At 62.2% G+C, this 25282-nt stretch carries 21 protein-coding genes; 7 read left to right on the top strand and 14 right to left on the bottom strand.

Annotated elements, in window-relative coordinates; translation table 11 throughout:
• Positions 1 to 89 precede the first annotated feature (89 nt).
• From AABE10_RS10600 to purU, 4 genes are all read left to right on the top strand, one after another.
• Positions 90 to 572 carry a DUF2778 domain-containing protein gene (locus tag AABE10_RS10600; protein WP_342933210.1) on the top strand — a complete coding sequence of 161 codons (483 nt, stop codon included), beginning with the start codon at positions 90 to 92 and terminating at the stop codon, positions 570 to 572.
• Between the two features lie 344 nt (positions 573 to 916).
• Complete coding sequence (locus tag AABE10_RS10595) at positions 917 to 1393, top strand: type VI secretion system tube protein Hcp (RefSeq protein WP_342933209.1); 477 nt, start codon at positions 917 to 919, stop codon at positions 1391 to 1393.
• 324 nt (positions 1394 to 1717) lie between these two features.
• Positions 1718 to 2644: a choline sulfate utilization transcriptional regulator gene (locus tag AABE10_RS10590; RefSeq protein ID WP_342933208.1), complete on the top strand. Its 927-nt coding sequence runs from the start codon at positions 1718 to 1720 to the stop codon at positions 2642 to 2644.
• A gap of 150 nt (positions 2645 to 2794) precedes the next feature.
• On the top strand, positions 2795 to 3679 hold the full coding sequence (purU, locus tag AABE10_RS10585) for a formyltetrahydrofolate deformylase (RefSeq protein ID WP_342933207.1): 885 nt from the start codon (positions 2795 to 2797) through the stop codon (positions 3677 to 3679).
• Between the two features lie 125 nt (positions 3680 to 3804).
• On the opposite strand, the gene AABE10_RS10580 is transcribed toward purU, so the two are convergent.
• The 13 genes from AABE10_RS10580 to AABE10_RS10520 form a co-directional block, all read right to left on the bottom strand.
• The gene (locus tag AABE10_RS10580; RefSeq protein WP_342933206.1) at positions 3805 to 5460 is read right to left on the bottom strand and encodes an APC family permease; all 1656 of its coding nucleotides are present in this window, start codon (positions 5458 to 5460) and stop codon (positions 3805 to 3807) included.
• 135 nt (positions 5461 to 5595) lie between these two features.
• Entirely contained in the window at positions 5596 to 6459 is an 864-nt protein-coding gene (locus AABE10_RS10575) for a glycine betaine ABC transporter substrate-binding protein (protein WP_152764097.1), read from the bottom strand.
• Between the two features lie 726 nt (positions 6460 to 7185).
• Positions 7186 to 7521, bottom strand: coding sequence for a hypothetical protein (locus AABE10_RS10570; RefSeq protein WP_342933205.1), 336 nt, complete (start codon positions 7519 to 7521; stop codon positions 7186 to 7188).
• 6 nt (positions 7522 to 7527) lie between these two features.
• On the bottom strand, positions 7528 to 8697 hold the full coding sequence (locus AABE10_RS10565; RefSeq protein WP_342933204.1) for a hybrid-cluster NAD(P)-dependent oxidoreductase: 1170 nt from the start codon (positions 8695 to 8697) through the stop codon (positions 7528 to 7530).
• 60 nt (positions 8698 to 8757) lie between these two features.
• Positions 8758 to 10038 carry an aromatic ring-hydroxylating dioxygenase subunit alpha gene (locus AABE10_RS10560; RefSeq protein ID WP_342933203.1) on the bottom strand — a complete coding sequence of 427 codons (1281 nt, stop codon included), beginning with the start codon at positions 10036 to 10038 and terminating at the stop codon, positions 8758 to 8760.
• 39 nt (positions 10039 to 10077) lie between these two features.
• Positions 10078 to 10857: an electron transfer flavoprotein subunit beta/FixA family protein gene (locus tag AABE10_RS10555; RefSeq protein WP_342933202.1), complete on the bottom strand. Its 780-nt coding sequence runs from the start codon at positions 10855 to 10857 to the stop codon at positions 10078 to 10080.
• Positions 10854 to 12032, bottom strand: coding sequence for an electron transfer flavoprotein subunit alpha/FixB family protein (locus tag AABE10_RS10550; RefSeq protein ID WP_342933201.1), 1179 nt, complete (start codon positions 12030 to 12032; stop codon positions 10854 to 10856). The genes AABE10_RS10555 and AABE10_RS10550 overlap by 4 nt, the downstream gene beginning before the upstream one ends.
• Before the next feature lie 3 nt (positions 12033 to 12035).
• Positions 12036 to 13955: a (Fe-S)-binding protein gene (locus AABE10_RS10545; RefSeq protein WP_342933200.1), complete on the bottom strand. Its 1920-nt coding sequence runs from the start codon at positions 13953 to 13955 to the stop codon at positions 12036 to 12038.
• A gap of 2 nt (positions 13956 to 13957) precedes the next feature.
• Positions 13958 to 16021 (bottom strand): NADH:flavin oxidoreductase, encoded by a 2064-nt coding sequence (locus tag AABE10_RS10540; protein ID WP_342933199.1) that lies wholly within the window; start codon positions 16019 to 16021, stop codon positions 13958 to 13960.
• A gap of 52 nt (positions 16022 to 16073) precedes the next feature.
• Entirely contained in the window at positions 16074 to 16607 is a 534-nt protein-coding gene (locus tag AABE10_RS10535) for a DUF5943 domain-containing protein (RefSeq protein ID WP_342933198.1), read from the bottom strand.
• A gap of 28 nt (positions 16608 to 16635) precedes the next feature.
• Positions 16636 to 17607 carry a dipeptidase gene (locus AABE10_RS10530; protein ID WP_342933197.1) on the bottom strand — a complete coding sequence of 324 codons (972 nt, stop codon included), beginning with the start codon at positions 17605 to 17607 and terminating at the stop codon, positions 16636 to 16638.
• A gap of 48 nt (positions 17608 to 17655) precedes the next feature.
• Entirely contained in the window at positions 17656 to 18930 is a 1275-nt protein-coding gene (locus AABE10_RS10525; RefSeq protein WP_342933196.1) for a serine hydroxymethyltransferase, read from the bottom strand.
• A 297-nt stretch (positions 18931 to 19227) separates the two neighbouring features.
• Complete coding sequence (locus AABE10_RS10520) at positions 19228 to 19566, bottom strand: hypothetical protein (protein ID WP_342933874.1); 339 nt, start codon at positions 19564 to 19566, stop codon at positions 19228 to 19230.
• On the opposite strand from AABE10_RS10520, the gene AABE10_RS10515 reads away from it, so the two are divergent.
• From AABE10_RS10515 to AABE10_RS10505, 3 genes are all read left to right on the top strand, one after another.
• The gene (locus AABE10_RS10515; RefSeq protein WP_342933195.1) at positions 19490 to 20506 is read left to right on the top strand and encodes a GlxA family transcriptional regulator; all 1017 of its coding nucleotides are present in this window, start codon (positions 19490 to 19492) and stop codon (positions 20504 to 20506) included. The two genes, AABE10_RS10520 and AABE10_RS10515, sit on opposite strands and share 77 nt — an antisense overlap.
• Positions 20507 to 20682: 176 nt before the next feature.
• Positions 20683 to 23226 (top strand): adenosylcobalamin-dependent ribonucleoside-diphosphate reductase, encoded by a 2544-nt coding sequence (locus AABE10_RS10510; protein WP_342933194.1) that lies wholly within the window; start codon positions 20683 to 20685, stop codon positions 23224 to 23226.
• Positions 23227 to 23328: 102 nt separating this feature from the next.
• Positions 23329 to 23850: a hypothetical protein gene (locus AABE10_RS10505; RefSeq protein WP_342933193.1), complete on the top strand. Its 522-nt coding sequence runs from the start codon at positions 23329 to 23331 to the stop codon at positions 23848 to 23850.
• 157 nt (positions 23851 to 24007) lie between these two features.
• Here AABE10_RS10505 and fdhA read toward each other — a convergent pair whose 3' ends face one another.
• The gene (fdhA, locus tag AABE10_RS10500; RefSeq protein ID WP_342933192.1) at positions 24008 to 25207 is read right to left on the bottom strand and encodes a formaldehyde dehydrogenase, glutathione-independent; all 1200 of its coding nucleotides are present in this window, start codon (positions 25205 to 25207) and stop codon (positions 24008 to 24010) included.
• Positions 25208 to 25282 lie beyond the last annotated feature (75 nt).

The following is a 25282-nucleotide window of genomic DNA, read 5'->3' as shown; positions in this document are numbered from 1 at the left end:
CCACACACTGAAAAACTTGCAAACGATACCCTTGAAGCCCGCCCATCTTGGCGGGCTTTTTTTCACTGTGAGGAACGAGAGGTTCTAACATGCCGGTTCGCTGCACGTTCACACTGAATAGTAAGGAAACGTCCACGCTAGTCTGCGAAGGGTTCGGCACTGTGGAAGCCTTCTCAGGTCAAAAAGAAGGCCGCGATCGCCCTACTGAGGTCAGTACACCAAAGATCGGCCCCATTCCGCCAGGCATTTATTATCTGGTCGACCGGCGCTCTGGGGGACTGATGGGATGGGCCTATGATGCAGCAGGGCGATATTTCGGTCTTACTACAGATCGGCACAAGTGGTTCGCGTTATGGAATCCAGAAACGGGCGATACAACAATGGTGCATGGTGTGAAACGCGGTAACTTTCGTCTACATCCAGTTGGCCCGGCCGGCCGAAGCGAAGGGTGCATCACGCTTGTCAATCCGGGGGAGTTCGAATACTTGCAACGGTTTGTCCGCCGATCGCCACCAGTGCTGCCGGTGCCGGGCTCCGATCTCAAAGCTTACGGCACGGTACAAGTGCGATGAAGCGCAAGTTACTGGTTATTATCCGCGTCATCGTGCTAGTGATAGTTATTCATTATGCAGGGGTTTATCTCGCGCAGTACATCGTGTACAGGTATCTGCAAGAAATGCCGTTATGGATGCATGACGCGATTCGCTTCACGCTCGACAACACGGGAAACTCAGACATTCGCGAGCCCGATGACTTAAGCACCATAGCTTTGCTATCGGTACTTGCTACATGCTGGATAGCTGCGGCGCTCGTAGTAATCCCACTGTACATCGTCATTCGAAAACTCATTCATAGACGTTGCCACGCTTGAAACGAAAGGCAACGATAACACTTCCGTCAAATTACAGAGACATATATGGCCTCGGACATCTTCATCGAAATTGATGGCATCAAGGGGGAATCGCAAGACGTATCTCATCGCGACGCAATAGACGTGATTCATTGGGAATTCTCTATTGCGCAAAATTCCACTATGCACTCGGGATCAGGTGGCGGCGCCGCAAAGGCCTCTGTAACCGATCTCATCTTCAAGCATGAGCTGGATCGAGCCTCACCAAACATCGCGAGCTATTGCTTTCAGGGCAAACACATTCGTGAAGCAAAGCTCACGATGCGCAAGGCCGGGGGGATACCGCATGAGTACTTTCGGATCGTCATGTACGACGTCATCATCGCGAAGTCCTGGCCGTCAGCCGACGGTGGATATGCGATCGAAACGGTGGCGCTCTCCTTCGCGCGCATGAAGCAGGAGTACATTCTTCAAAATGCAATAGGCGGAAACGCGGGCACTGTCACCGCGCTTATCGACGTCAGAGCTAATCGTGCTACGTAACGCACTTCCTGCCGGCTGGCTTTACGCGCAGGTGTCGCCGACAGTTTGCGCCTTCCCTGCGCTTGCCCTGCGAGCCGCACTTTTTTCGTAAACGCCGTTGCTGCACGGCGGCCCGATTGACATACGCGTCATCTGATCGGCCATCAATATAACGATATTCTGCTTTGTATTAAGGTTCATGGGCGGGGCGGATTAGAATCGGAGGATTGCGCTTTGTTGTACGGCGCTGCATCAACGTAATGACTCGCCGCATGCACATCACTATTGCCGCTCATTAAAAAGTTGTGAAGGCGGCGCACGCTTATCGGCCCATAAGGGAATGTTATGCCGGGAACAGACCGCCTTCCACCGATGCAGACGCTCACGGCGTTCGAATCGGCCGCGCGCCTCGCGAGCTTCACGGCCGCCGCGCGCGAACTCGGCTCGACGCAGCCCGCCGTCAGCCAGCGCATCGTGCAGCTCGAAGAAGAACTCGGCACGCCGCTTTTCGAGCGCGGCCATCGCGGCGTGACGCTCACGCCGGAAGGCACGCTGCTCTATCAGGCCGTGCGCAGCGGCCTCGATACCATCCGGGAAGCGACGGCCGACATCCGTGCGCGCCGGGCCACCGGCTCGTTGACGATCCTCACCGATGCGGGCTTCGCGACCTACTGGCTGATGCCGCGTCTTGCGCGGCTGAACGCGTCGATGCCCGGCGTCAACGTGAAGATCGTCACGTCGCAACTCGGCTACGACCCGCACCGCGATCACGCCGACATCGCGATCGCCTTCGGCGACGGCCATTGGCCGCCCTGCACGTCGACGCGCCTTTTTCCCGAAGCGGTCACACCCGTCTGCTCGCCCGCATTTCGCGACACGCACCGGCCCGTCATGTGCGCCGAAGATCTCGCGCATTTGCCGCTGCTGCACGTACAGCCCACCGAACCTGAACGCTGGCTCGCGTGGCACACGTGGTTCGCCGCATACGGGCTGCCCGCGCCGGAACAAAGCCACGGCATGATGTTCAACAGCTATTCGCTCGTCGTGCAGGCCGCGCTGATGGGCCAGGGCGTCGCGCTCGGCTGGACGCCCCTCACCGACGAACTCGTCGCATCGGGCCAGCTCGTTCGCCTCCTGGAGACGCCCGTCACCACGGAGCGCGGCTACTACCTCGTGTGCCCGCCCAGCCGTCCCGCGCCCGCCGCCGTGCCGCTTTTCCGGCGCTGGCTGTTCGATGAACTGATCCACGTGATCGAGCACGCGCACGCCTGACGCTCCGATACTACGAGCACGGCGCATCGGTTCTATGCGCGCGCAAATTGGGCTGATTTACTTGGTCATCCCGCTTGCCGCGCCGCGATGCGCTGCACGACGTTCGGCACGGCGATGCGGGAATCCCACATCGAAATACAGAGGACTCGCATGCCCGCCACCGATCGCCCCAAACAGTTCGCGCTGACCCTTTCGTGCCCGAGCGCTGCCGGCCAGGTCGCCGCCGTCGTCGGCTTTCTCGATCGGCATCGTTGCTATATCGACGAGCTGACCGTATTCGACGACGACATCAGCTCGCGCTTTTTCGTGCGCTGCGTGTTTCATGGCGTGGCGAGCGAAAGCGCGACGGTATCTGCGTTGCGGATCGACACGTTGCGCCGCGAGTTTCACCCCATCGCCGCGGATTTCGACATGACGTGGTCGATGCACGATCTCGACGCGCGGCCCAAGGTGCTGATCATGGTGTCGAAACTGGAGCACTGTCTCGCCGATCTGCTGTTCCGCTGGCGCATGGGCGAGCTGAAGATGGACATCGTCGGCATTGCGTCGAATCATCCCGACTTCAAGCCGCTCGCCGCGCAACACGGCCTGCCGTTCCATCATTTCCCCGTTACGGCCGACACGCGTGCACAACAGGAAGCGCAGATTCTCGACCTGTTCGAATCGTCGGGCGCCGAGTTGATGATTCTCGCGCGCTACATGCAGATTCTGTCCGATGAAACGAGCCGCAAGCTCGCGGGCCGTGCGATCAATATCCATCACTCGTTCCTGCCCGGCTTCAAGGGCGCGCGGCCGTATCACCAGGCGCATGCGCGCGGCGTCAAGCTGATTGGCGCGACGGCGCACTTCGTCACCGACGATCTCGACGAAGGGCCCATCATCGAACAGGAAGTGCAGCGCGTCGATCATTCCTACGGCCCGGAGCGGATGCTCGCCGTGGGGCGCGACGTCGAGTGCATCACGCTCGCGCGCGCTGTGAAGGCGTTCGTCGAGCGGCGCGTGTTCATCAATGGCGATAGAACCGTCGTGCTTTAAAGGTGCTTTAAATATGCTTTAAAGGCCGTTTAAAGCCCTTTAAATGCTTTCGAAAAGAGCGCACCAAAAAAGCAAAGGCCGCCGCGTTGCATTAGCAAACGCGGCGGCCTAACACTAATAGAGAATCAGAAGAACGGTTTCGCGAGGTCGTGCGAAAACCACACGACGAATACCGCGAGCAACAACGCGCCATACGGCAGCAGGCCGCGCAAACCGGCGGGCCGCACGCCACCGCGCCATTCCATGTCCTGCGCCATGCGCGCCGGAAAACGCCCGCGGTCCTGCCAGTAATGGCGGAACATGAACACGGGGACGATCAGCAGCATCGCGATCAGACCATTGCGCATCGTGCCCACGCCCTGCAGATCCGCGCCTGCGCCGATGAACGCGAGATCCAGATAGCCGCACAGCGCGCCCGCTGCGAGCAGCCACGTCGGGCAGCGAAACGGACGGTCCGCGTCCGCGCGATCGAGCCGATGAATCCAGCCCGATTGCAGGTTCAGAAACACGAAGATCATGTAGCAGACGTTCGAGATCGACAGCACCGTCATGTAATCCGACATCAGCAGCAAAACCAGATTGAAGCCGAGGTCGGTCCACATTGCGCGCGTCGGCGAGCCATGCTCGTTGACGTGCGACAGGTACTTCGGCAGCCAGCCATCGACGGATGCCTGATACAGCGTGCGCGACGAGCCCATCATCGATGTCATCACGATCAGCAGGATCGTCAACATCAGCATGATCACGACCACATCGAACACGATCGCGCCGCCGCCGACCATATGCGCCATCGCCGCAGCCACGCCCGTGCCGTCCGCGATCTTCGGATCGAGCATGCCCTTCGTGCCTAACACGCCCTGGAACGCCAGCGGTACGAGCGTCATCACGAGCAGGCACGCCATGCCGGACCAGAAGATCGCCTTCACGGTGTCGGTACGCGGATTGCGGAACTCGCGCGTATAGCAGACAGCCGTTTCGAAGCCGTACGCGGCCCAGCCCGCCATGAACATCGCGCCGAACGCCATCGTGATGCCGGAGCCGTTCCACGAGCCGAACACCGATGCCGTGAGATTGCCCTGCGCGTCGTGCCCGAGCGGCATCAACGGCCATAGATGCGCCGCGGGCACATCGCCCGTCACGAACGGCACGATGCCGACGATCAGCAGCGGCGCCAGCGAAGCGATGCCGAGAATGCGCTGCGTCTTCGCCGCCTTCGATGCGCCGCTATGCTGAAGCTTGAACGTGATGAGCAGAAAGATCGCCGCGACGATGAATGTCGCGTTGATGCGCAGCGAAAGCCCCTGCTTGATGAAGCCGAGATCGAGCAGCGTCAAACGCCACGTGTTGATCGCGGCATCGGGCGCGTAGAGACTCGACAGCGCGTAATTGGCGGCGAGCCCGGTGCCCAATGCCAGCATCGGCGACCACGCGAGCCAGTTGCACCACACGGAAACGGGCGCGATGGTCTTGCTGTAGCGCACCCAGGCCATTGCGCCATACACGGATGCGCCGCCCGACTTGTGCGGGAAAAGCCCTGAAATTTCGGCGTAAGTGGCGCTTTGAATGAGGCCCATCAGGATCGCCGCGACCCAGATGGCCCATGCCGGCTGACCTATCGTCGCGGATACGCCGCCGATCGTGAACAGCACGCCGCCCGGCACGCCGCTCGTTACCCAGAACGCGTCTTTCCATGTGAGGCCGCGTTGCAGCGAGTGGCCTTCATGCGCGGCGCCGTCTGCTGCGCCTTCGATACTGCGCGTGCGCAGTCCTGTCTGATCCATCCACGGTCTCCCTTTAGAGAGCCTGCGCGCTGGCTGGAACACAAACAACCGGATGAGACATCGGCGATGCGAATGCGCGCGCAGCGCATCCGCGTCACCGTAAAACGCTCGTCAGAACGCGTTAGAGAAGGACGGTCATTGTGCTCCGCCCAGCCAGCTGTTCACGCGGTCGCCGTGTGCGGCGATCCACGATCCGGCTGCATCGGCAGGCTTGGCGCCGTTCTCCGTCGCCAGCATCACGCTGTCGATTTCGCCCGGCTTCCATTGAAATTTCTTCAGAAACGCGACTACCTGCGGAGCCTTCGTATCGAGGCCCGGATTGACGACGCTATCGACGTGCTCAGCTTCGCCATACACCTTCTTCGGGTCTTCGAGGAACTTCAGCTTCCACTTTGCAAACATCCAGTGCGGTATCCACCCCGTGACGATCACAGGCTTATTGGCATTCATCGATCGCGCGAGTTCCGCGGTCATTGCACTGCCCGAGCTCGGCATCAGCTGATAATCGAGGTTGTAGGCCTTGATCGCATCCGATGTTTTCTTCATTACGCCCGCGCCCGCGTCGATGCCGACGATGCGTCCGCCGAAGTCCGCCTTATGCGCTTCCAGATCGGAGATGCTCTTCTCCGGCACGTCGGCGGGCACGATCAGACCGATCTTCGCATCCGTATAGTTGGCGCCCAGGTCCTGCACCTTGCCCTTGAACTGATCCCAGTAAGCGCCGTGCGTGATGGGCAGCCACGCGGACAGCGTCGCGTCGAGGTCGCCGCGCGCGACGCCCTGCCACATGATGCCGGCTGCGACGGGCACGAGCTGTACGGGATAACCCAGGCGCTTCTCGATGATCTGCGCGGCAACGTTCGAAGTTGCAACGCTGTCGTCCCAGCCTTCGACGTAACCGATCTTGATCGTCGGCTTCGTGTCCGCGGCTGCCGTTCCGATTGCGCTCATCGTTGCGATCAGCGCCCCGCACAACATCAGCTTTTTCAGGTACTTCATGGTCGATCTCCTTGTGCCCGCACGCGCGGTATAGCTTTTAGAATCGCCAACCAGAATGCATGAGGTGGTCGGCTTTGCGACGTCTATTTGTCTGTATGCGACGTTCTTGTTTTTTTGTCTGCGGCTGCTGTTTTGCCCTTATCGCGGGCGTCTGCGATGCGGTTCGCCTTGCCCTTCGCGGGCATCCGCGAATGCGCCGGTTTTCCTTGCCCTTCGCGGGCATCCGCGAATGCGTCGGTTTTCTTTGCCCTTCGCGAGCATCCGCGATGCGTCGGTTTGCTTTGCCCTTCGCGGGCATCCGCGAATGCGTCGGTTTGCTTTGCCCTTCGCGGGCATCCGCGATGCGCCTCGCGGCGCGGGCGTTGCCCCTGTGCGGGGCGGCACCTACTTTTCTTTGCAGCGGCAAAGAAAAGTAGGCAAAAGAAAGCCGCTCACACCGTCAATGCTCCGTATTACCCACGGGCCCCCAACGTCCCCATCCTTCACACGGCAGCAAGTCAGCCCATGCTCGTTGCCGACGTACTGCTAAGCGCCTCACCTGCATCTGCACCCGCATCACTGCCCGCGACGTCAAATATCACCAGCCCCTTTGCGGCAAACTACGTGTAGGCATTCGCACCACACAGGAAACCCCGCTACGCGATGCGGCTACAGCGCGAGCATTGCCCCGCACGACACAGCAGCCTCGTTCACTACCGACATGCGGCGCCGAAATCTTTAGCGCCATCAATCGTGCCACGGGTGCGTGAAGCGGGTAAGGCGTTTAGCTAGAGCGTTGGCAACGAACATCAGCGGGAGCGCTGCCACATGAAACACGGGGACGTTGAGAGCCCGTGGGTAATCGTCAAGCATTAGCGGTGTGAGCGGCTTTCTTTTGCCTACTTTTCTTTGCCGCTGCAAAGAAAAGTAGGTGCCGCCCCGCACAGGGGCAACGCCCGCGCCGGTAGGCGCATTGCGGATGCCGGCAGCAAGCCATAAAAACCAAAACAAAAAGCCGTCGCAGACACAAACCGAATCGCGGATGCCCGCGATAAGGGCAAAACAAAAAGCCGTCGCAGACAAAAAAGATCACTTATCGACCACAAGATCACTCAACGGCTTACTGCAACACAACAACACCATCCCCTGGTCGATTTCGCGCTGACGGATGCCGCCGTTGTGCTTCATGTCCACCTGCCCAGACACGAGCTTTACCTTGCATGTTCCGCACATGCCCTGCGTACATGATGCCGGCAAACGCACGCCCGACTGCCGCGCGGCATCGAGAACATGCTGTGACGAAGCACACTCGATCGTCCGGTTGCTCCGCGAAAAGCTCACCGAGTAAGTCTGCGTGCCGTCAGCCGCGCCGTTATGTCCATTCGCCCCCGCCTTCTCTTCCGCTTCGAGCACTTCAGCCGCGACGTCCGGCTCGCTTTCGATCAGCGTCTCGAACGAGAAGCTCTCCTCGTGATACTGCTTGCGATCGAAGCCCGCTTCGTCGAGCAGATCGCGCACGGCCTTCATGTACGGCGCAGGGCCGCACGTGAAAATCTCGCGCTCCATGAAGTCCGGTGCGATCAGCTTGAGCAGCGGCAACGTCAGAAAGCCGGTGATACCGGGCCAGTTCGTGCGGTTGCCGATCCGCTCGCAGACGAACGACGTTCTGAAATTGACCTGATTCGCCGCAATCAGATCGAGCTCGCGCGAGAAGATGATGTCGTCGGGTGTGCGCGCGCTGTGCACGAACACGATGTCGCGATCTTCGCTCAACTCGTGATGCGCACGGCTCATCGACATCAGCGGCGTAATGCCCGAGCCCGCCGACAGAAACAGATACTTGCGCGCCGGATGCCGCGCGCAGGTGAACTCGCCCGCCGGTCCGAGCACGCGCACGCGTGCGCCCGCCCGCAGGTTGTCGTGCAGCCAGTTCGACACCTTGCCGCCCGGCACGCGCTTCACCGTGATCGAAATGGTGTGCGGACGCGTCGGCGATGACGAAATCGTGTAGCAGCGGTTGATCGTCTCGCCTTCGATATCGAGTTCGAGCGTGATGAACTGCCCCGGCTCGAACATGAACGCACGCCCTTCCGGCGAACGGAAGAAAAAGCTCTTCACGTCGTGCGTTTCCTGGCGAACCTGGCAGCAGACGAGCGTTTCCTCGACATCGCTCGTCCAGCGCGCCGGCAACGCGCTCCAGAATTCGGGCTTCGTCACGCGGCTGTCGACCGGTTCGAAGGTTGCTGCATCGCGCATCATTGCTTGCTCCACTTGCCGCCAGGCATCCCGTTGGTTTTCTTCAAAGCCCGGTTCAATGCCTCAGACGGCCTTGATGTTGATCGTGCGCTGTTCGGAAGCGGAATCGTCGATGTGCGCGGCGAGGCGCTGCACATACCAGTCGCTGAACTTCTCGACGAGCCCTTCCGTGTACGGCGAATACGGACCCGGCTCATATGCGCTGCTCGACGCGCCGCGCTGCGAGAACTCGACGAGCGCACGGTCCTGATCGTTGGTCGCGTTCCACACGGCCGTGAGGTTCTTCACGTCGTAATCGACGCCTTCTTGCGCGTCCTTGTGCACGAGCCACTTCGTGCGCACCAGCGTCTCGCCCGCTGACAGCGGAATCACCGAGAACGTCACGATGTGATCGCTCATGAAGTGATGCCATGAATTCGGCTGCGTCCAGAACGACAGCCCACCCAGGTCCGCCTGCTCGAATTCGCCGAGCAGCATCTTCGACGCCACCTTTGCATCGAGCGTCTGCGATTCGCCGCTGCGATCGAGCGGCAAGCGCTGCGTGCGAAAACCCGTCACGTCCAGCAGACGGTCGATTTCCAGCGAAGGCAGATTCAATTCTTCCCACTGCTTAGCGCGCTCGATACAGGTGCGCTCGAACGCATCCATGCCCTCGGCGTTGGCGGGCGAGCGCTGATAGCCGAAGCCGTACTCGTAGAGCGAAATGGTCAGCTCGGGATGGTTTGCGACGCAGTGGTAGCACTCGCGGTTGTTCTCCATCGTGAGCTTCCAGTTGCCCTTTTCGATGATGTCGATCTGCGCGGCGATCTTGCAGTTCGGCAGATCGTGCGGCAGCAGATACGGCTCCATTGCCGCGCGCATCACGGCGAAATCGACGGGAGGCTTCTCGGCGAGGCACACGAAGATCAGACCCGCGAGGTTCTCGACGTGCACGCTCTTCAGGCTGTGCTTGCAGCGGTCGAACTGCTCGCCCATGTGTTCCGCGAACATCAGGTCGCCCGTCAGGCTGTACGTCCAGCTGTGGTACGGACAAACGATATTGCCGACGGAACCCTTGTCCTCGTTGCACAGGCGCGCGCCGCGATGGCGGCACACGTTATGGAACGCGCGCACCTGCATGTCGTCGTCGCGCACGATCAGGATCGAGTCGTTGCCCAGCTCGACGGTGACGTAATCACCCGGCTCCGGAACATCCGGCTCGATGGCGACCTGAATCCAGTGCTGGCGGAAGATCGCGTCCATATCGAGCGCGAAGATTTCGTCGCTCAGATAGAACGGTGCTTCGAGGCTGTAACCCTTCTTGCGCCGATCGACCAGCGCGCGAATGTCTGCCGATACTTTCATGTGTGCTCCGGGGTGCGAGGCCGTGTGGTGCGGCGCAAATCAGTAATCGATGAGTTGATGCTCGCGCAAATAGCCGAGTATCACTTGTGCTTTTTCGACCGAAGTCCCTTCAATTACGACGCTTCCGCCACGACTTTCCGTCGTCGTCGCGGACAGCATGCGGGCATGGCCCGAGCGCTTCTCGGCGGCCGCGAGACGCACCGGTTTGCGCGTGACGGGCGCGAGCGTCCATTGCGCCGCTTCCGCGTCGGCGCTCGCTTGCGCGCGCTGCGGCTGGATCGTGCCCCCGCGCAGCCGCGCGTACGCGTAGCGCGGCGTGACCGTCGCGAGCGGATGCACGGCGACGACCGCGGGCAACGCGACTTCCACACGGCGGCGCACGCCCTTCGGCAAGAATTGCCGCACGGTCGCGCGGCCGCCTGCCACCGTCGCGTCGACGGCCGTGCCGACGAGCGGATACGCAAGCGCATCCGCGAGCCGGTAAGGCAGCATGCCGCTATCGAAGGCGCCCTCCGCGCACGTGCCCGTCAGCACGAGGTCATAGCCCTTCAGGCGGGCGGCGAGCGCGCTCACGGCATCGTCGTTGTCGCCGCACGCCAGCACTTCGACGCGCTCGGCGCCCAGCGCCAGATAGTCTTCGAGTGCGGGATTACCCGGATCGCCCGCGTGCAGCACGTCCAGATGCGCGGCGTGCTGGCTCGACAGTTGACGGCCGAGTTCGAGTGCGGCCGCATCGTTGCGGCTATAGCGCGCGACGCCGCTTACAGGATGCTTGCCGACCGACACGAGCACCGCGATTTTTTCGAGCTTGCCGTTCATGCCGCGACTCCTTCGACGATGGGCTTCGTAGCGGGCGCAGAGGCAGAAGAACGGGTGGCCCGTGCGCGACCGATCTCGTCGATCAGCGACGCGATGGTCGCCTGCGTATCGCCGATGATCGTGAGATTCGCGCGCTTGACGATGGGCGCGCTGCCGTCCAGGTTCACCGCGATCACGTGACGGCAATCCTTGATGCCCTGCAGGTGCTGCACCGCGCCCGAAATGCCGAACGCGATATAGACGCTTGCCTCGACCGTCTTGCCCGTCGCGCCGATCTGCTTGTCGCGCGTGAACATGCCGTTGTCGACAGCGACACGGCTCGCGCCGATCGCCGCGCCGAACGTGCTCGCAAGCTTTTCGAACGTGGCGACGTCGTTGACGCCGTTGCCCGCCGATACGATGAAGTCCGCTTCTTCGAGCGCGACCTGCGCGGCGTCGATTTCCTCGATGCCAAGGTCCCTGTAGGCGCTGTTCGACGCATCATTCGATTGTGTCAACGCAGGCACCTCCAGACGTTCGCCCGCACCGACGAACGGCAGGCGCGTATCGGCTGCGCCCGCTGCGAGCAGGATCACGTCGGGCAGTGCGCGCGTCGCGTAGGCCTTCTTCGCTTGCGCATACGCCGACACATGCTTCGCGTCGATCTGCACGACGTGTGTCGCGATGCTCGCACCCGCCAGCGCCGCGTAACGGCGGCCGAGATCGCCATCGCCCGTCGCGTTGTCGGGCATCAGGATATGAGTGGGCGTGAGTTGCGCGACGCAGGCAGCTACGGCCTGCACTTCGCGCTCCGGCGCAAACGCGCGGCGGTCGAACGACGGCAATTCGATCACCTTGTCCGCGCCGAGCGCGGCCGCGTCGTCCTTCAGTTCGCCGAGCACCAGCAGCGCGACTTGCGTCGCCGGGTCCGCGATCAATGCGGCTGCGGCCAGCGCCTGACGCGCGTGATCGTCGAGACCGCCGCGATCGCTGTGCGCGACGACGAGCAGCGTGTGTTGCGGCGCCTGCGTCGTGCGCAACCCTTTGGCGGCCGTGTGACCGTGCGCGCCCGCCTGCAATGCATCGTCATACGATGCGCCCGCCACATGTTCAGCGCCCAGCGTGATGCGCTTCAGTCCCGCCGACGTAATGACGAACGGCCGGCGCGGATCGATACGTTTGATGGTTGTATTCATCGTTCACTCCAGCGCTGCCGCAACGAGTTCGGCCACATCGAGCACTTCGGGACGCGGACCCACCACGCCTTCGAGCATCGCCGTGCAGTTCGGACAGCCCACCGCGACTACTTCCGCGCCGATCGCACGCGCATCGGCGATGCGGATATCGGGAATGCGCTGCTTGCCGGGGATGTCGGTCAACGGCGCACCGCCGCCACCGCCGCAGCAACGGCCGCGCTTGCCGTGCCGCTCCATCTCGACGACCTTGATGCCGATCGTCTTCAGCAACTGGCGCGGCGCTTCCGTCTCGCCGTTGTAGCGGCCCAGATAGCACGGATCGTGATACGTGATCTTTTTGTCGTTGAACGCGTCGACGGCTTTCGTCGACAGCTTGCCGCTCGCGACCAGTTCCGCGAGGAACGTCGTGTGATGCAGCACGTCGTAGCGTCCGCCGAGCGCGCGGTATTCGTTGCGCAGGCTGTGCATCACGTGCGGATCGGCGGTGACGATGCGTTTGAAGCTGAGCGTGGACAGCGTGCCCATCATCTGCTTCGCCATGCGCTGGAACGTGGCCTCATCGCCGAGACGCCGCGCGACGTCGCCCGTATCCGTTTCCTGCGCGCCCAGCACCGCGTAGTCGACGCCCGCCTTGTTCAGCACCTTGACGAGCGAGCGCAGCGTGCGCTGATAACGCATGTCGAACGCGCCTTCGCCGGCAACGAGCAGCACATCGACAGGCTTGCCCGGCTGCGCGACAGGCGAGCTCAGATCGACCGACCAGTCGTAGCGCGCCGCCTTGTCGTAGCCGCCTGCCGTGCCCGTCTCGCGCAGATTCGCGAGCACTTCGGGGCCCTTGCCCGGCACCGTGCCGTGCACGAGCGTCTGGTTGCGGCGCATGTCGACGATCGCATCGACGTGCTCGATCAGCATCGGGCATTCGTGTACGCAAGCACGGCACGTCGTGCAAGACCACACGGTATCCGCTTCGATCAGGCTCGAGATGATCGGGCGTTGCGGCTCGCCGCCATGCTGACCGACCTTGATGCCGGGCGTCGGGCTGCCCGCATAAGCGGCGTCCGTGCCGCCGACCATGCCCGTCACGAGATCCTGGATCAGCTTCTTCGGATTCAGCGGCTGACCTGCCGCGAATGCCGGACATGCCGCTTCGCACTTGCCGCATTGCACGCACGCATCGAAGCTCAACAACTGGTTCCAGCGAAACTCGACGGGCTTGCCGACGCCATACTCGTTTTGTTCGAGCACGGGCGCTTTCAGTGCCGTCGGCGGAACGATCTGTTCCTTGCGCGCGGCGCCTTCGGCAGCAAAGCGTTCCTGACGCGGATGAAACGCGAGGTGCAGCAGACCCGCGAGCGCGTGCTTCATCGGACCGCCGCGCGCCGCGCCGAACGTCATCGCGAATGCGCCCGCCGCGATCAGCAGCGCGAACACGATCGCGAGCCCGCCCGACATCGCCGATGCGGGCAGCAGCGTGTAGAGCAGCAGACCGAGCGCGAACGAACCGAGCAGCCACGGCAGCGTATTCCACGGACCACGCGACAGACGCGCGGGCACGTCCTTCGCATGACGGCGCCGCCATACGAACACGGCGCCCACCAGCATGATCAGCGCGGCCAGAAAGATCAGCCGGTCGAGCCACGGCGAATAGAGCGCGAGCCCGTAGTTGACGAAGACCAGCGCGAATGCCGCAATCGCGCCGCCTGCCGTGGCGATGTGCGTCTTCGCGATGTACGGATCGCGCGCCACCACGTGATGCAGATCGACGAAATAGCGCTTCGGGATGGTCAGCAGATTGGTCCAGCCAAATGCACCGGCTGCCGTTGCCCGTCCGAGACGCCAGTAAGCCGCCCGTTTTGCGACCGCGAACGCAAGGCCGGCGACCGATACCCACAACAGCGCGGTGATGAGAAACGCCGGGCTCATCGTCAAAAGTCCTTGCAAAGGCGCAGCGCGTCGTAGATCGCGCCGTGAATGTTGTGCATCGAAATGCAATCGCCGACACGGAACAGCAGGAAGCGTCCGTTGCCGAGTTCTTCGGAGAGCGACGGCTGCGGCTCGGCGGCGAAGAGCTTTTGCACGTCGACCTGGCCGCGATTCACCGACTCGGGCTTGAGCTTCCAGTAGAGCGCGTCGTTCGGCGTGCTGCCGTTTTCGATCACGACCTGATCGACGGCACGCTCTTCCTGTTCTTCCGTGTACTCGTTGCGGATCACCGCGATCTTCTTGCCGTCCTCTTCGTACACGCGGTCGAGCCAGTAGTTCGGCGTATGGATCACGCCCTGCGCGTAGAGGCGCCGGTAGAAAATCGGGAACGTGGTGCCGCCGACGTCATCGGCCACTTTCACGTCAGGTGTCACGATCTCGACCTTCGAGCCGCGGCTCGAAATAAAGTCCGCCACGCCCGCGCCCGCATGCGTGCTCACGCCGTCGTACACGAGCACGTTCTGCTTCGGCTCGACCTTGCCCGACAGGATGTCCCACGAACTGACGGCCAGCCCTTCGTCGACGCCCCATGCCGGCACCTGATGCGTGAAGCTGGAGCCGCCTGTTGCGAGCACGATGATGTCGGGCTTCTCGGCGAGAATCATCTTCTCGTCGGCTTCGACGCCCAAACGCCGATCGACGCCCAGACGCTTCGTTTCCATGTCGAACCAGCGCACGATGCCCGCCATCTGCTCGCGTTGCGGCGCCTTCGCGGCCAGCATGATCTGTCCGCCAACGGCATCGCTTTTCTCGAACAGCACGACATCGTGACCGCGCGAGCGCGCGACGCGCGCCGCTTCGAGCCCCGCCGGGCCCGCGCCGACCACTACCACCTTGCGGCGCGGCCCGCGCGTCTTTTCGATCACGTGAGGCATCGTCGCTTCGCGCGAAGTCGCCGCATTCTGCACGCACAGCACGTCGAGGCCGTTGTACTGGCGGTCGATGCAATAGTTCGCGCCGACACACTGCTTGATTTCGTCTTCGCGGCCGTCGCGAATCTTGATGACCATGTGCGGGTCTGCGATCTGTGCGCGCGTCATGCCGACGAGATCGACCATGCCGTTCGCGAGCAGACGCTCCGCTTGCCCTGCGTCGCGAATGCTTTGCGCGTGCATGATGGGCAGCTTCACGACCGACTTGATGCCCGCCGCGAGATGCACGAACGGCTCGGGCGGCAGCGCCATCGGCGGCATGCAGTTCGCGAGCGTGTTGTGCGTGTCCGCGCCGGAGCCGATCACGCCGATGTAATCGATCAGGCCCGTCTCCGCCATCGCCTGGGCGATTTCCTTCAGCTGCTCGTGATCGAGGCCGTCTTCATGGAACTCGTCGCCGCACATGCGCAGGCCTACGCAGAAGTCCTTGCCGACTGCTTCGCGCACGGCGTTCAGCACTTCGACGCCGAAGCGCAGGCGGTTTTCGAGCGAGCCACCCCATTCGTCCGTGCGGAAGTTCGTGCGCGGGCTCCAGAACTGATCGATCAGATGCTGGTGCGCGGCCGAAATCTCGATGCCGTCCATGCCCGCGTCCTTCACGCGCTTCGCAGCCGCCGCGAAGTCGCCGATGATGCGGCGGATCTCTTCCACTTCGATGATCTTCGCGTTGCCGCGATGCACGGGCTCGCGCACGCCGGAAGGCGTCATCAGATGCGGCCAGTGCTCCCCATGAAATGCGGAGCGGCGGCCCATGTGCGTCGCCTGAATCATGATCTTCGCGCCGTGCCGATGCATCGCTTCAGCGAGACGCGACAGCGGATCGATGATCTTGTCCGTCGACAGATTGACGGACTTCCACCAGCCCTGCGGACTGTCGATCGACACCGGGCTCGACCCGCCGCACACGGCGAGGCCGACACCGCCCTTGGCCTTTTCCTCGTAATAGCGGATATAGCGGTCGCCGGGCAGGCCGCCCGGTTCGGCATAGACCTCGGCATGCGCGGTACTGACGATGCGATTGCGCAGCGTCAGTTGATTGAGCGTCAAAGGTTTGAACAGATTGGGGTAACGCATCGCAAGCGACCTCGGGCGGTGTTCGGTTCAGGCTCTGATATGCCGTGCAGTTTTAATGTGCAATCGGCGACACTTCAAATACGCAGTGATCGTGATGCTCGGCTGCGCACTGCACTTCTTTCGACTGCGCGCGCGGCGCGTTCTTGCCGCCGTCGGTTGTGTCATTCACCCAGTCCATCGCGCCTGCGAACCAGCCGGCGAACATGTAGCAAAGCTTGCCTTCCTTGCCCGGCTGCGCGAGCACGAACGACGAGTGATGCAGTTCGATCTTCGCGCGCGCCGTCGACGGATCGGCTTCGACGATCTTGAAGAGGCCCCAGCCGCGTTGCGACAGGCGGTTCAGGTAATGCTCGAACACGGCCATGCCGGTGAGGCCATGCTGCTTCGCTTCCTTGTCGCACCAGTGATAAGCGGATTTGTAGCCGGCCTTGTAGAGAATCTCGGCGTAAACGTCGCGACCGAGTGCTTCTTCGACAGCCGTGTGATTGTTCGTGAAGAAATGGCGCGGCACGTACAGCATTGGCAGCGCGTCGGTGGTCCAGACGCCCGTGTTCGGATCGACGTCGATGGGCAGTTGCGGTTGCATCGTGGGTTCCTTGTTCTCTTAGATGGGTCTAGACGTTCCAGACTTCGCCGAAGAAGCGCATCCAGTTCTCGCCCATCACCTTTTTGATGCGCGACTCGCCCCAGCCTGCACGCTCCATCGCGGCCGTCAGGTTCGGGAATTCGCCGATCGTGCGAATGCCTTCGGGATTCACGACCTTGCCGAAGTTCGTCAGACGACGATAGCGGCCCTTGTCATGCGTGATCCAGTCGAAGAATTCAGTGCTATAGCCCTGCGTGAAGTCCGTGCCGATACCGACCTTGTCTTCTCCGATCACATCGATCACATATTCGATCGCTTCCAGATAGTCGTCGACAGTCGCATCCGGGCCTTTCTTCAGGAACGGCGAGAACATCGTCACGCCGACGAAGCCGTTTGCATCGGCGATCTCTCTCAACTGCTCATCCGTCTTGTTGCGCGGGTGATCCTTGAGACCCGACGGACAGCAGTGCGAGTACGTGACCGGCTTCTTCGAGCAGGCGATCGCATCCGACGACGTCTTTGCGCCGACGTGCGAGAGATCGACCAGAATGCCGACGCGGTTCATTTCCTGGATCACTTCGCGGCCGTAGCCCGAGAGGCCGCCGTCCGCTTCATAACAGCCGGTGCCGACGAGGTTCTGCGTGTTGTAGCAAAGCTGCACCACGTTCACGCCGAGTTCCTTGAACACTTCGATATAGCCGAGGTTGTCCTCGAATGCATACGAGTTCTGGAAGCCGAAAATAATGCCCGTCTTGTTCTCTTTCTTTGCGCGCAGGATGTCGTCGGTCGTGCGCACCAGCGTCAGGATCTCGCTGTACTCGCGGATCTGCTGCTTCATTTCCGCGATGTTGTCGACGGTCTTCTGAAAGTCTTCCCACACGGAGACCGTGCAGTTGACGGCCGTGACGCCGCCCTTTCTCATGTCCTCGAACACCGAGCGCTCGAACTTCGAAATGTTCAGGCCGTCGATGATGATGCTGCTCTCGTGCAGGTTGCTCATGCTTGACTCCGTAGCTGTGGTGTTTGGGGACGGCGCGTTTGCGACCGCTCAGTAGATCGGGAAGCGTTCGCACAGCGCGAAGATTTCGCGACGCACGCGCTGCTCGGTTGCAGCATCGCCATCGGGATGCGTGCGCAGCGCGTCGAACACTTCGAGAATCAGCCGGCCGACATCGCGGAACTCGGCGACGCCAAAGCCGCGCGTCGTGCCCGCCGGCGTGCCCAGGCGAATGCCCGACGTGACCGTCGGCTTTTCCGTATCGAACGGAATGCCGTTCTTGTTGCACGTGATGCCCGCGCGTTCCAGCGCCTGCTCGACCTGCGTGCCCTTCAAGCCCTTCGGCCGCAGATCGACGAGCAGCAGATGGTTGTCGGTGCCGCCCGTCACGAGATCGACGCCGCCTTCCTTCAGCACTTCGCCGAGCGCCCGCGCGTTGGCCAGCACGTTGTCGATATACGTCTTGAAGCTGTCTTCGAGCGCTTCGCCGAATGCGATCGCCTTGCCCGCGATCACGTGCATCAGCGGACCGCCTTGCAGACCCGGGAACACAGCCGAGTTGATCTTCTTCGCGATCTCTTCGTCATTGGTGAGGACGAAGCCGCCGCGCGGGCCGCGCAACGTCTTGTGCGTGGTCGACGTGACGACGTGCGCATGCTCGACGGGATTCGGATGGCGGCCCGCCGCGATCACGCCCGCGATGTGCGCCATGTCGACCATCAGCTTCGCGCCGACGCTATCGGCGATCGCACGGAAGCGCGCGAAGTCCAGCACGCGCGGATAAGCGGAGAAGCCCGCGATGATCAGCGACGGCTTGTTCTCGTGCGCAAGCTTTTCGATCTGGTCGTAATCGACGCGCATGGTCTCGCGATTCACGCCGTACTGAACCGCGTTGAACCACTTGCCCGACAGCGCCGGCTTCGCGCCGTGCGTGAGGTGGCCGCCCGCATCGAGCGACATGCCGAGAATCGTATCGCCGGGCTTCGCGAGCGCGAGCATCACCGAGCCGTTGGCCTGCGCGCCCGAATGCGGTTGCACATTGGCGAAGCCTGCGTTAAAGAGCTTCTTGATTCTCTCGATCGCGAGCGCTTCGACTTCATCGACGAACTCGCAACCGCCGTAGTAGCGCTTGCCCGGATAACCTTCCGCGTACTTGTTCGTCAACACCGAGCCTTGCGCTTCGAGCACTGCGCGCGACACGATGTTTTCCGACGCGATCAGCTCGACTTGCGACTGCTGGCGTTCGAGTTCCTTGAGCACCGACTTGCGCACGGCTGCGTCGCGTTCGGCGAGGGTCTGCGAGAAGAAAGGGTTGGCGTTCGACATGGCGTCCGTTAGAAGTCCGTTGATAGCTGGAAAGCGAAAAGAGTTGTGCTGGGCCGACTGTCCAATTCCGCGCTATCCCTTGACTGGACTGGCTTTGCACCACCTCCACCGACGGCTCTATTCTTGTCTTTCGCCCGATTCGTCAATTTACGATTTCAGACGCGTTCTTTACCTTTTCCGCCATGGAGGTCCGTTTTGGACAAGTGATCGACCGTGCTAATTGGTCCAGCCAATTTGTCGAATCGTCGTCGGATCGAGGTGGACTTAAAGCGGCGATCGAGTTGCATTGAAGTTGTCTTAAAGCGCCCATTGAATGGTGCAATGCAGCGGTTTATCGCCGGCAAGGCGTGTGAGTGGCACCGCCAGCGGGCGCGAGAGGCCCGCCCGCAGTGCGGAGAATGCACAGCGGCAGTGCGGCTTGACCCATGCATTGAGCAAAACCCGCTTGTAGCCAGGGTTTAGCCGTATGGCATGCTTGTTGCCCTCGAACTCAGAATAAGAAGGCCGAATTTTCCCCATCGGCCGCAATAAAACATCGAGCTGAAGGAACGCCCGAATCATGTCGCCAGATAGAACCGCGTCGTTATCGCACTTCGCGTTCATGCCGCTGCCCAACTTCACGATGATCGCCTTCACGAATGCGATCGAAGTGCTGCGCATGGCCAACTATCTGAGCGGACAGTCGCTCTACAGGTGGTCGATCATCAGCCCGAACGGCGGCCCGGTCACGGCAAGCAACGGTCTTTCCGTCGATACGGGCCCCGCCGAATGCGTCGGCACGCCCGACATCGTGTTCGTCTGCGGCGGCATCGACGTGCAGCGCGAAACCACGCCCGAACATCTGTCGACGCTGCGCCGCTTCGCGCGCGCAGGCGTTGCGCTGGGCAGTTTGTGCACGGGCACCTATGCGCTCGCGAAGTCGGGACTGCTCGCGGGCTATGCGTGCGCGATTCACTGGGAGAACATGTCGGCGCTGAAGGAAGAGTTTCCCGACACGCGCTTCCTCAAGGAACTGTTCGTGATCGATCGCGACCGCGTCACGTGCACGGGCGGCGTCGCGCCGCTCGACATGATGCTGAACCTGATCGCCGCGCGTGTCGGCACGCCGCGCGTCACGCAGATCGCCGAGCAGTTCATCGTCGAGCATGTGCGCGACAACAGCGCGCAACAACGCATGCCGCTCGTCGCGCGGCTCGGCTCGGCAAACAAGTCGCTGTTCGAAGTCATCGCGCTGATGGAGAACAACATCGAAGAGCCGTTGTCGCGCGAAGAACTCGCGCGGCTCGCGAACATGTCGCAACGGCAATTGCAGCGGCTTTTCCGCGAGCATCTCGGCATGACGCCGACACACTACTATCTGACGTTGCGTCTGCGGCGCGCGCGCGAACTGCTGCTGCAGACCGACATGTCGATCATGCACATCACGATGGCATGTGGCTTTCAGTCCGCATGCCATTTCAGCAAGAGCTATCGCGACGCATTCGGCACGGCGCCCACGCGGGAGCGCCGCAAGCAGGTTGCACCGCTCGCGCATCCGGTGTTGAGCGGCCTCGCGACCCTTCCCGCGCACGCCTGAGCGCGTGCTTTCGCCGCAATCAATCCAGCGGGTCTTTGCTCTCGGGCAGGCATAAGGCCTGCTCTCGCTTCGTGCCGTTTGCAGCATCCCGTTCGCTGCGCTATGGTGAGGCTCAACGCGGCGCGGCGTCGCGCAGTTCGCGCGCATCGCTGGAGCGCCGCCCTTCGAGGCTGCTCATGGCTGACACCGACAACGATCTCACTCCGCTCGACTCCACCTCCATCGCGCCGCAGCAATTCTCGCTCGACGTGCTGCTCGAAAAATACGCGAAAGGCGACGAACGCACGGCCGATGATGTGTACGAACGCGTCGCGCGCGGCGTTGCGATGGCCGAGCCCGAGGCGTTGCGTCCTGTCATCGAGGCCCGCTTCGCCGAGAACCTGAAGAACGGCGCACTCGGCGCGGGCCGCATCATGAGCGCGGCGGGCACGGGCATCGCGGCGACGCTGATCAACTGCTTCGTGCAGCCCGTGGGCGACAGCATCCAGGGCGTCGACGAACAGGGCCTGCCGGGCATCTACGTCGCGTTGCTGCAGGCCGCCGAGACGATGCGGCGCGGCGGCGGCGTCGGCTATAACTTCTCGGCGATCCGGCCGCGCGGCGCGCGCGTGAAGACGACCAGCTCGTCGGCATCCGGTCCGTGCAGCTATATCGATGTGTTCGATGCGTCGTGCCGCACCGTGGAAAGCGCGGGCTCGCGGCGCGGCGCGCAAATGGCCGTGCTCGACTGCACGCATCCCGATCTGCTCGAATTCATCGAAGCGAAACATTCGAAGGGCCGCTGGAACAACTTCAACGTGTCCGTCGCCGTCAGCGACGAGTTCATGCGCGCGGTCGAAAACGACGAGATCTGGCAGCTCGTGCATCGCGCCGAACCGTCGCCCGCGATGCGCGCGGCCAACGACGTGCATCAGCGCGAAGACGGCATGTGGGTCTACAGCGAGCGGCGCGCGAAAGAGATCTTCGATCGCATCATGCGCTCGACCTATGACATCGCGGAGCCCGGCATCGTCTTTATCTCGCGGATGAACGAGGACAACAATCTGCGCGCCGTCGAAACGATCCGCGCAACCAATCCTTGCGGCGAGCAGCCGCTGCCGCCTTATGGCTGCTGCAACCTCGGGCCGCTCAATCTCACGCGCTTCGTGATCGATCCGTTCGCGCAGCGGCACGGCGGCAAGCCGTCGTTCGACTGGGACGCGCTCGCCGGGCGCACCCGCACCCATGTGCGTTTTCTCGACGACGTGCTCGACGTGACGCTGTGGCCGCTCACGCAGCAATACGACGAGTCGCGCGCGAAGCGGCGTATCGGCGTGGGCTTTACGGGCCTGGGCGATACGCTCGTAATGATGGGCTTGCGCTACAACTCGCCGGAAGGCCGCGACTTCGCGGTGCGCATCGCGCGCCTGATGCGCGACGAAGCGTATCGCGCATCCGTCGAACTCGCGCGCGAGCGCGGCGCGTTTCCGCTCTTCAACGCGAAGCAATATCTGGAAGAAGGCACCTTCGCATCGCGTCTACCCGACGACGTCAAGGAGTCGATCCGCAAGCACGGCATCCGCAATAGCCACCTGCTCTCCATTGCGCCGACGGGCACCGTCAGTCTCGCGTTCGCGGACAACGCATCGAACGGCATCGAGCCCGCGTTTTCGTGGACGTACACGCGCATGAAAGTGATGGCGGACGGCCGCCGCGAGCAGTTCGCCGTCGAAGATCACGCGTACCGTCTTTATCGCGAGTTGGGCGGCGACGTCGGCAGCCTGCCCGAGTACTTCGTGAGCGCGCTGGAGATGTCGGCGCGCGACCACCTCGACATGATGGCCGCCGTGCAGCCGTTCATCGACACGTCGATTTCGAAAACGGTCAACGTGCCCGCCGATTATCCGTTCGATGCATTCGAAACCCTCTATTTCGACGCATGGAAAAGCAGGCTCAAGGGCCTCGCGACGTATCGCCCGAACGAAACATTGGGCGCGGTGCTGAGCGTGACGCCGGAGCCCGCGGCCACGCCCTCCGACGCGCTCGCCGAAATCGATCTGGACCCGCTGCGCATCGCCATCGATCATCGGCCCAAGGGCGAGCTGCCCGCAATCATCGAGAAGGTCGAGTACCTGACGGCAGCGGGCAAGAAGTCGCTGTATCTTGCCGTGTCGTTCATCGAAGTGACGGGACGCGTGGGCGGCGAGGAAGTGACGATCGAGCGGCCCATCGAGTTCTTCATTCCCGCCGGCCAACGCGATGAATCGCAGCAATGGATCACGGCGACGATGCGTTCGCTGTCGCTCGCGGCGCGTGGGGGCTTTGTCGCGCGCAATCTGCAGGACTTGCGCAAGGTTTCATGGGATCGCGGCCAGGTGCGGCTCGGCGAAGTGCAGCGGCTCGACGGCCACCACTCGCCGCGCTGGCACGATTCGGAAGTCGCGGCGCTCGCGTATGCGCTCCAGCAGATCCTGCACCGGCGCGGCTTTCTCGATGCCGAGGGCAATCAGGTGCCGTCGCGCCTGCTCGCACGCTTGCCACACGGCGAGGCAAACCCGAATGCGTCGAGCGCCGACAACGCGCTCTCGTCCGTTGAAGAGGAATCGGCGGAACAGCGCGGGGTTCAGGCACTGCATACGATGCACGGCCGCAAGTGCGGCAATTGCGGCGCGAATGCGGTGATCCGCAAGGACGGTTGTGACTTCTGCACGGCGTGCGGTGAAATCGGCGCGTGCGGCTAGCCGAGAGGAATTGGATTGAACTGAAAAGGCATCGAAAGAACTAAAATGTAATATCAATGTTTTGACAGGCGAAGCTTCTGCCAAGCCAGGATGATCCGCAGTGTGATCATTGCCGTCGTTTATTGGGTCCTATCCGCGACGCGCCGCAATCCGGGCAACTGGATTGCCGGTGCGTTGCTTCTTCTGGTCAGCGGCGCGTTATTTGCAAAAGCCGTCGCCGCTGATCACGCCCGCTTATTGCCCGAAAGGGAATCCACAGCCATTCTTTTTTATTCGTATCCGCAGATTCCGGCGACGGCTTATGCGCCGCAACGGCGTCTGCATCGATACGTCGTCGAGAGCCCATTGCATATGGGAACCGCGGCTTACGGGCTCTATAACCGGTACAGCATCGCGCCGGATAACGGGCGCGTCCGCTTCGGACAGCGCCTGTCCGGTCTCGACGGCCTTCACGCAGGCGAGGCGCCGGGTTCGCCCGTCTATGGACTCACGCCCGATCCTCAAGACGGCTCTTCGGGTTCATCGACCGACAGCGACGAATGGAGCTTCAGAGCCAATCCGCTTTTGAACCTCAATCACTCACACGAAAGAGGCGCGACGTTTTCCATTCGACATGACTTTTGAATTCAATGGAAGTCAATTGAAGTCGGGATGCGCGAAGCAAAAAAAACTGCGTTTCCTGTCAAAGGAAAACGCAGCATCGTCCAAAACGGGACAGAGGAGACTTCGACCTTCTACCCGCCCGTTGCAGGCAAACACGCCTGCAACGAACGCACCTGCACTAAGCGGCCTTCAGCAAGCCATGCGGATCGATGACGAACTTGCGCGGCGCGCCGCCATCGAACTTGCGATAGCCATCGGGCGCCTCGTCCAGCGACACCACCGTCACGTTGACGATGTCCGCGATCGGCAGACGGTCAAACAGAATTGCCTGCATCAGGTTGCGGTTGTACTTCATCACGGGCGTCTGCCCCGTATGGAACGAATGCGACTTCGCCCAGCCGAGGCCGAAGCGGATGCTCAGGCTGCCCTTGCGCGCAGCGGCATCGGCGGCGCCCGGATCGTCGGTGACGTACAGACCCGGAATGCCAATCGCGCCCGCCGGCTTCGTGATATCCATCAGCGAGTTGAGCACCGTTGCGGGCGCTTCTTCGCGCGAGCCGCTGGTGCCGTGGCCGTGCGCCTCGAAGCCCACGCAGTCCACGGCGCAATCCACTTCGGGCTTGCCGAGAATCTGTGCGATCTGCTCGCCGAGCGTCGCGTCCTTCGACAGATTGACCGTCTCGAAGCCGACTGCGCGCGCGTGCGCAAGCCGCTCTTCGTTCATGTCGCCGACGATCGTGCACGCCGCGCCCAAAATGCGCGCCGATGCGGCAGCCGCCATGCCGACAGGTCCCGCGCCCGCGATGTACACGGTCGAGCCCGGCTTCACACCCGCCATCACGGCGCCGTGATAGCCCGTCGGCAGAATGTCCGACAGACATGTGAGGTCGCGGATTTTTTCCATCGCGCGATCGCGATCGGGAAACTTCAGCAGATTGAAGTCCGCATACGGCACCATCACGTATTCGGCCTGCCCGCCGATCCAGCCGCCCATATCGACGTAACCATACGCGCCGCCGGCACGCGACGGATTCACGTTCAGGCACACGCCCGTATGCTGTTCCTTGCAGGTCTGACAGCGGCCGCACGCGACGTTGAACGGCACGGAAACGAGATCGCCGATCTTCAGCGTCTCGACATCGCGGCCTGCTTCGATCACTTCGCCCGTGATTTCGTGCCCTAAAACAAGGCCTATTTCGGCCGTCGTGCGGCCGCGCACCATGTGCTGGTCCGAGCCGCAAATATTTGTCGATACCACCTTGAGGATCACGCCGTGGCCGATCGCGCGTCCGCGCGGATCGACCATTTTCGGGTAATCGATCGGTCGTACTTCCACCTTGCCCTGCCCCAGATACACGACACCGCGATTGCTGCTCATCGTCTCGTCTCCATGTTGGTCTGAATGCGCAAATGGCGCTGATTCGAGGTTAGTCCCTTTGCCCCGTCCACCAAT

The sequence above is a fragment of the Paraburkholderia diazotrophica genome, assembly GCF_038900755.1.
Classification (GTDB): domain Bacteria; phylum Pseudomonadota; class Gammaproteobacteria; order Burkholderiales; family Burkholderiaceae; genus Paraburkholderia; species Paraburkholderia diazotrophica_A.
The sequence above is the reverse complement of the archived record's forward strand: the minus strand, read 5'-3'. Positions and strand labels throughout refer to the sequence as shown.

What these genes read in the sequence shown, in the direction of transcription:
- AABE10_RS10590 (WP_342933208.1), top strand. Translation starts at nt 1,718, where the DNA reads ATGCCGGGAACAGACCGCCTTCCACCGATGCAGACGCTCACGGCGTTC.
- AABE10_RS10545 (WP_342933200.1), bottom strand. Translation starts at nt 13,955, where the DNA reads ATGAGCCCGGCGTTTCTCATCACCGCGCTGTTGTGGGTATCGGTCGCC.
- AABE10_RS10595 (WP_342933209.1), top strand. Translation starts at nt 917, where the DNA reads ATGGCCTCGGACATCTTCATCGAAATTGATGGCATCAAGGGGGAATCG.
- AABE10_RS10530 (WP_342933197.1), bottom strand. Translation starts at nt 17,607, where the DNA reads ATGAGCAACCTGCACGAGAGCAGCATCATCATCGACGGCCTGAACATT.
- fdhA (WP_342933192.1), bottom strand. Translation starts at nt 25,207, where the DNA reads ATGAGCAGCAATCGCGGTGTCGTGTATCTGGGGCAGGGCAAGGTGGAA.
- purU (WP_342933207.1), top strand. Translation starts at nt 2,795, where the DNA reads ATGCCCGCCACCGATCGCCCCAAACAGTTCGCGCTGACCCTTTCGTGC.
- AABE10_RS10515 (WP_342933195.1), top strand. Translation starts at nt 19,490, where the DNA reads ATGTCGCCAGATAGAACCGCGTCGTTATCGCACTTCGCGTTCATGCCG.
- AABE10_RS10565 (WP_342933204.1), bottom strand. Translation starts at nt 8,697, where the DNA reads ATGATGCGCGATGCAGCAACCTTCGAACCGGTCGACAGCCGCGTGACG.
- AABE10_RS10535 (WP_342933198.1), bottom strand. Translation starts at nt 16,607, where the DNA reads ATGCAACCGCAACTGCCCATCGACGTCGATCCGAACACGGGCGTCTGG.
- AABE10_RS10560 (WP_342933203.1), bottom strand. Translation starts at nt 10,038, where the DNA reads ATGAAAGTATCGGCAGACATTCGCGCGCTGGTCGATCGGCGCAAGAAG.
- AABE10_RS10540 (WP_342933199.1), bottom strand. Translation starts at nt 16,021, where the DNA reads ATGCGTTACCCCAATCTGTTCAAACCTTTGACGCTCAATCAACTGACG.
- AABE10_RS10550 (WP_342933201.1), bottom strand. Translation starts at nt 12,032, where the DNA reads ATGAATACAACCATCAAACGTATCGATCCGCGCCGGCCGTTCGTCATT.
- AABE10_RS10510 (WP_342933194.1), top strand. Translation starts at nt 20,683, where the DNA reads ATGGCTGACACCGACAACGATCTCACTCCGCTCGACTCCACCTCCATC.
- AABE10_RS10600 (WP_342933210.1), top strand. Translation starts at nt 90, where the DNA reads ATGCCGGTTCGCTGCACGTTCACACTGAATAGTAAGGAAACGTCCACG.
- AABE10_RS10525 (WP_342933196.1), bottom strand. Translation starts at nt 18,930, where the DNA reads ATGTCGAACGCCAACCCTTTCTTCTCGCAGACCCTCGCCGAACGCGAC.
- AABE10_RS10555 (WP_342933202.1), bottom strand. Translation starts at nt 10,857, where the DNA reads ATGAACGGCAAGCTCGAAAAAATCGCGGTGCTCGTGTCGGTCGGCAAG.
- AABE10_RS10575 (WP_152764097.1), bottom strand. Translation starts at nt 6,459, where the DNA reads ATGAAGTACCTGAAAAAGCTGATGTTGTGCGGGGCGCTGATCGCAACG.
- AABE10_RS10580 (WP_342933206.1), bottom strand. Translation starts at nt 5,460, where the DNA reads ATGGATCAGACAGGACTGCGCACGCGCAGTATCGAAGGCGCAGCAGAC.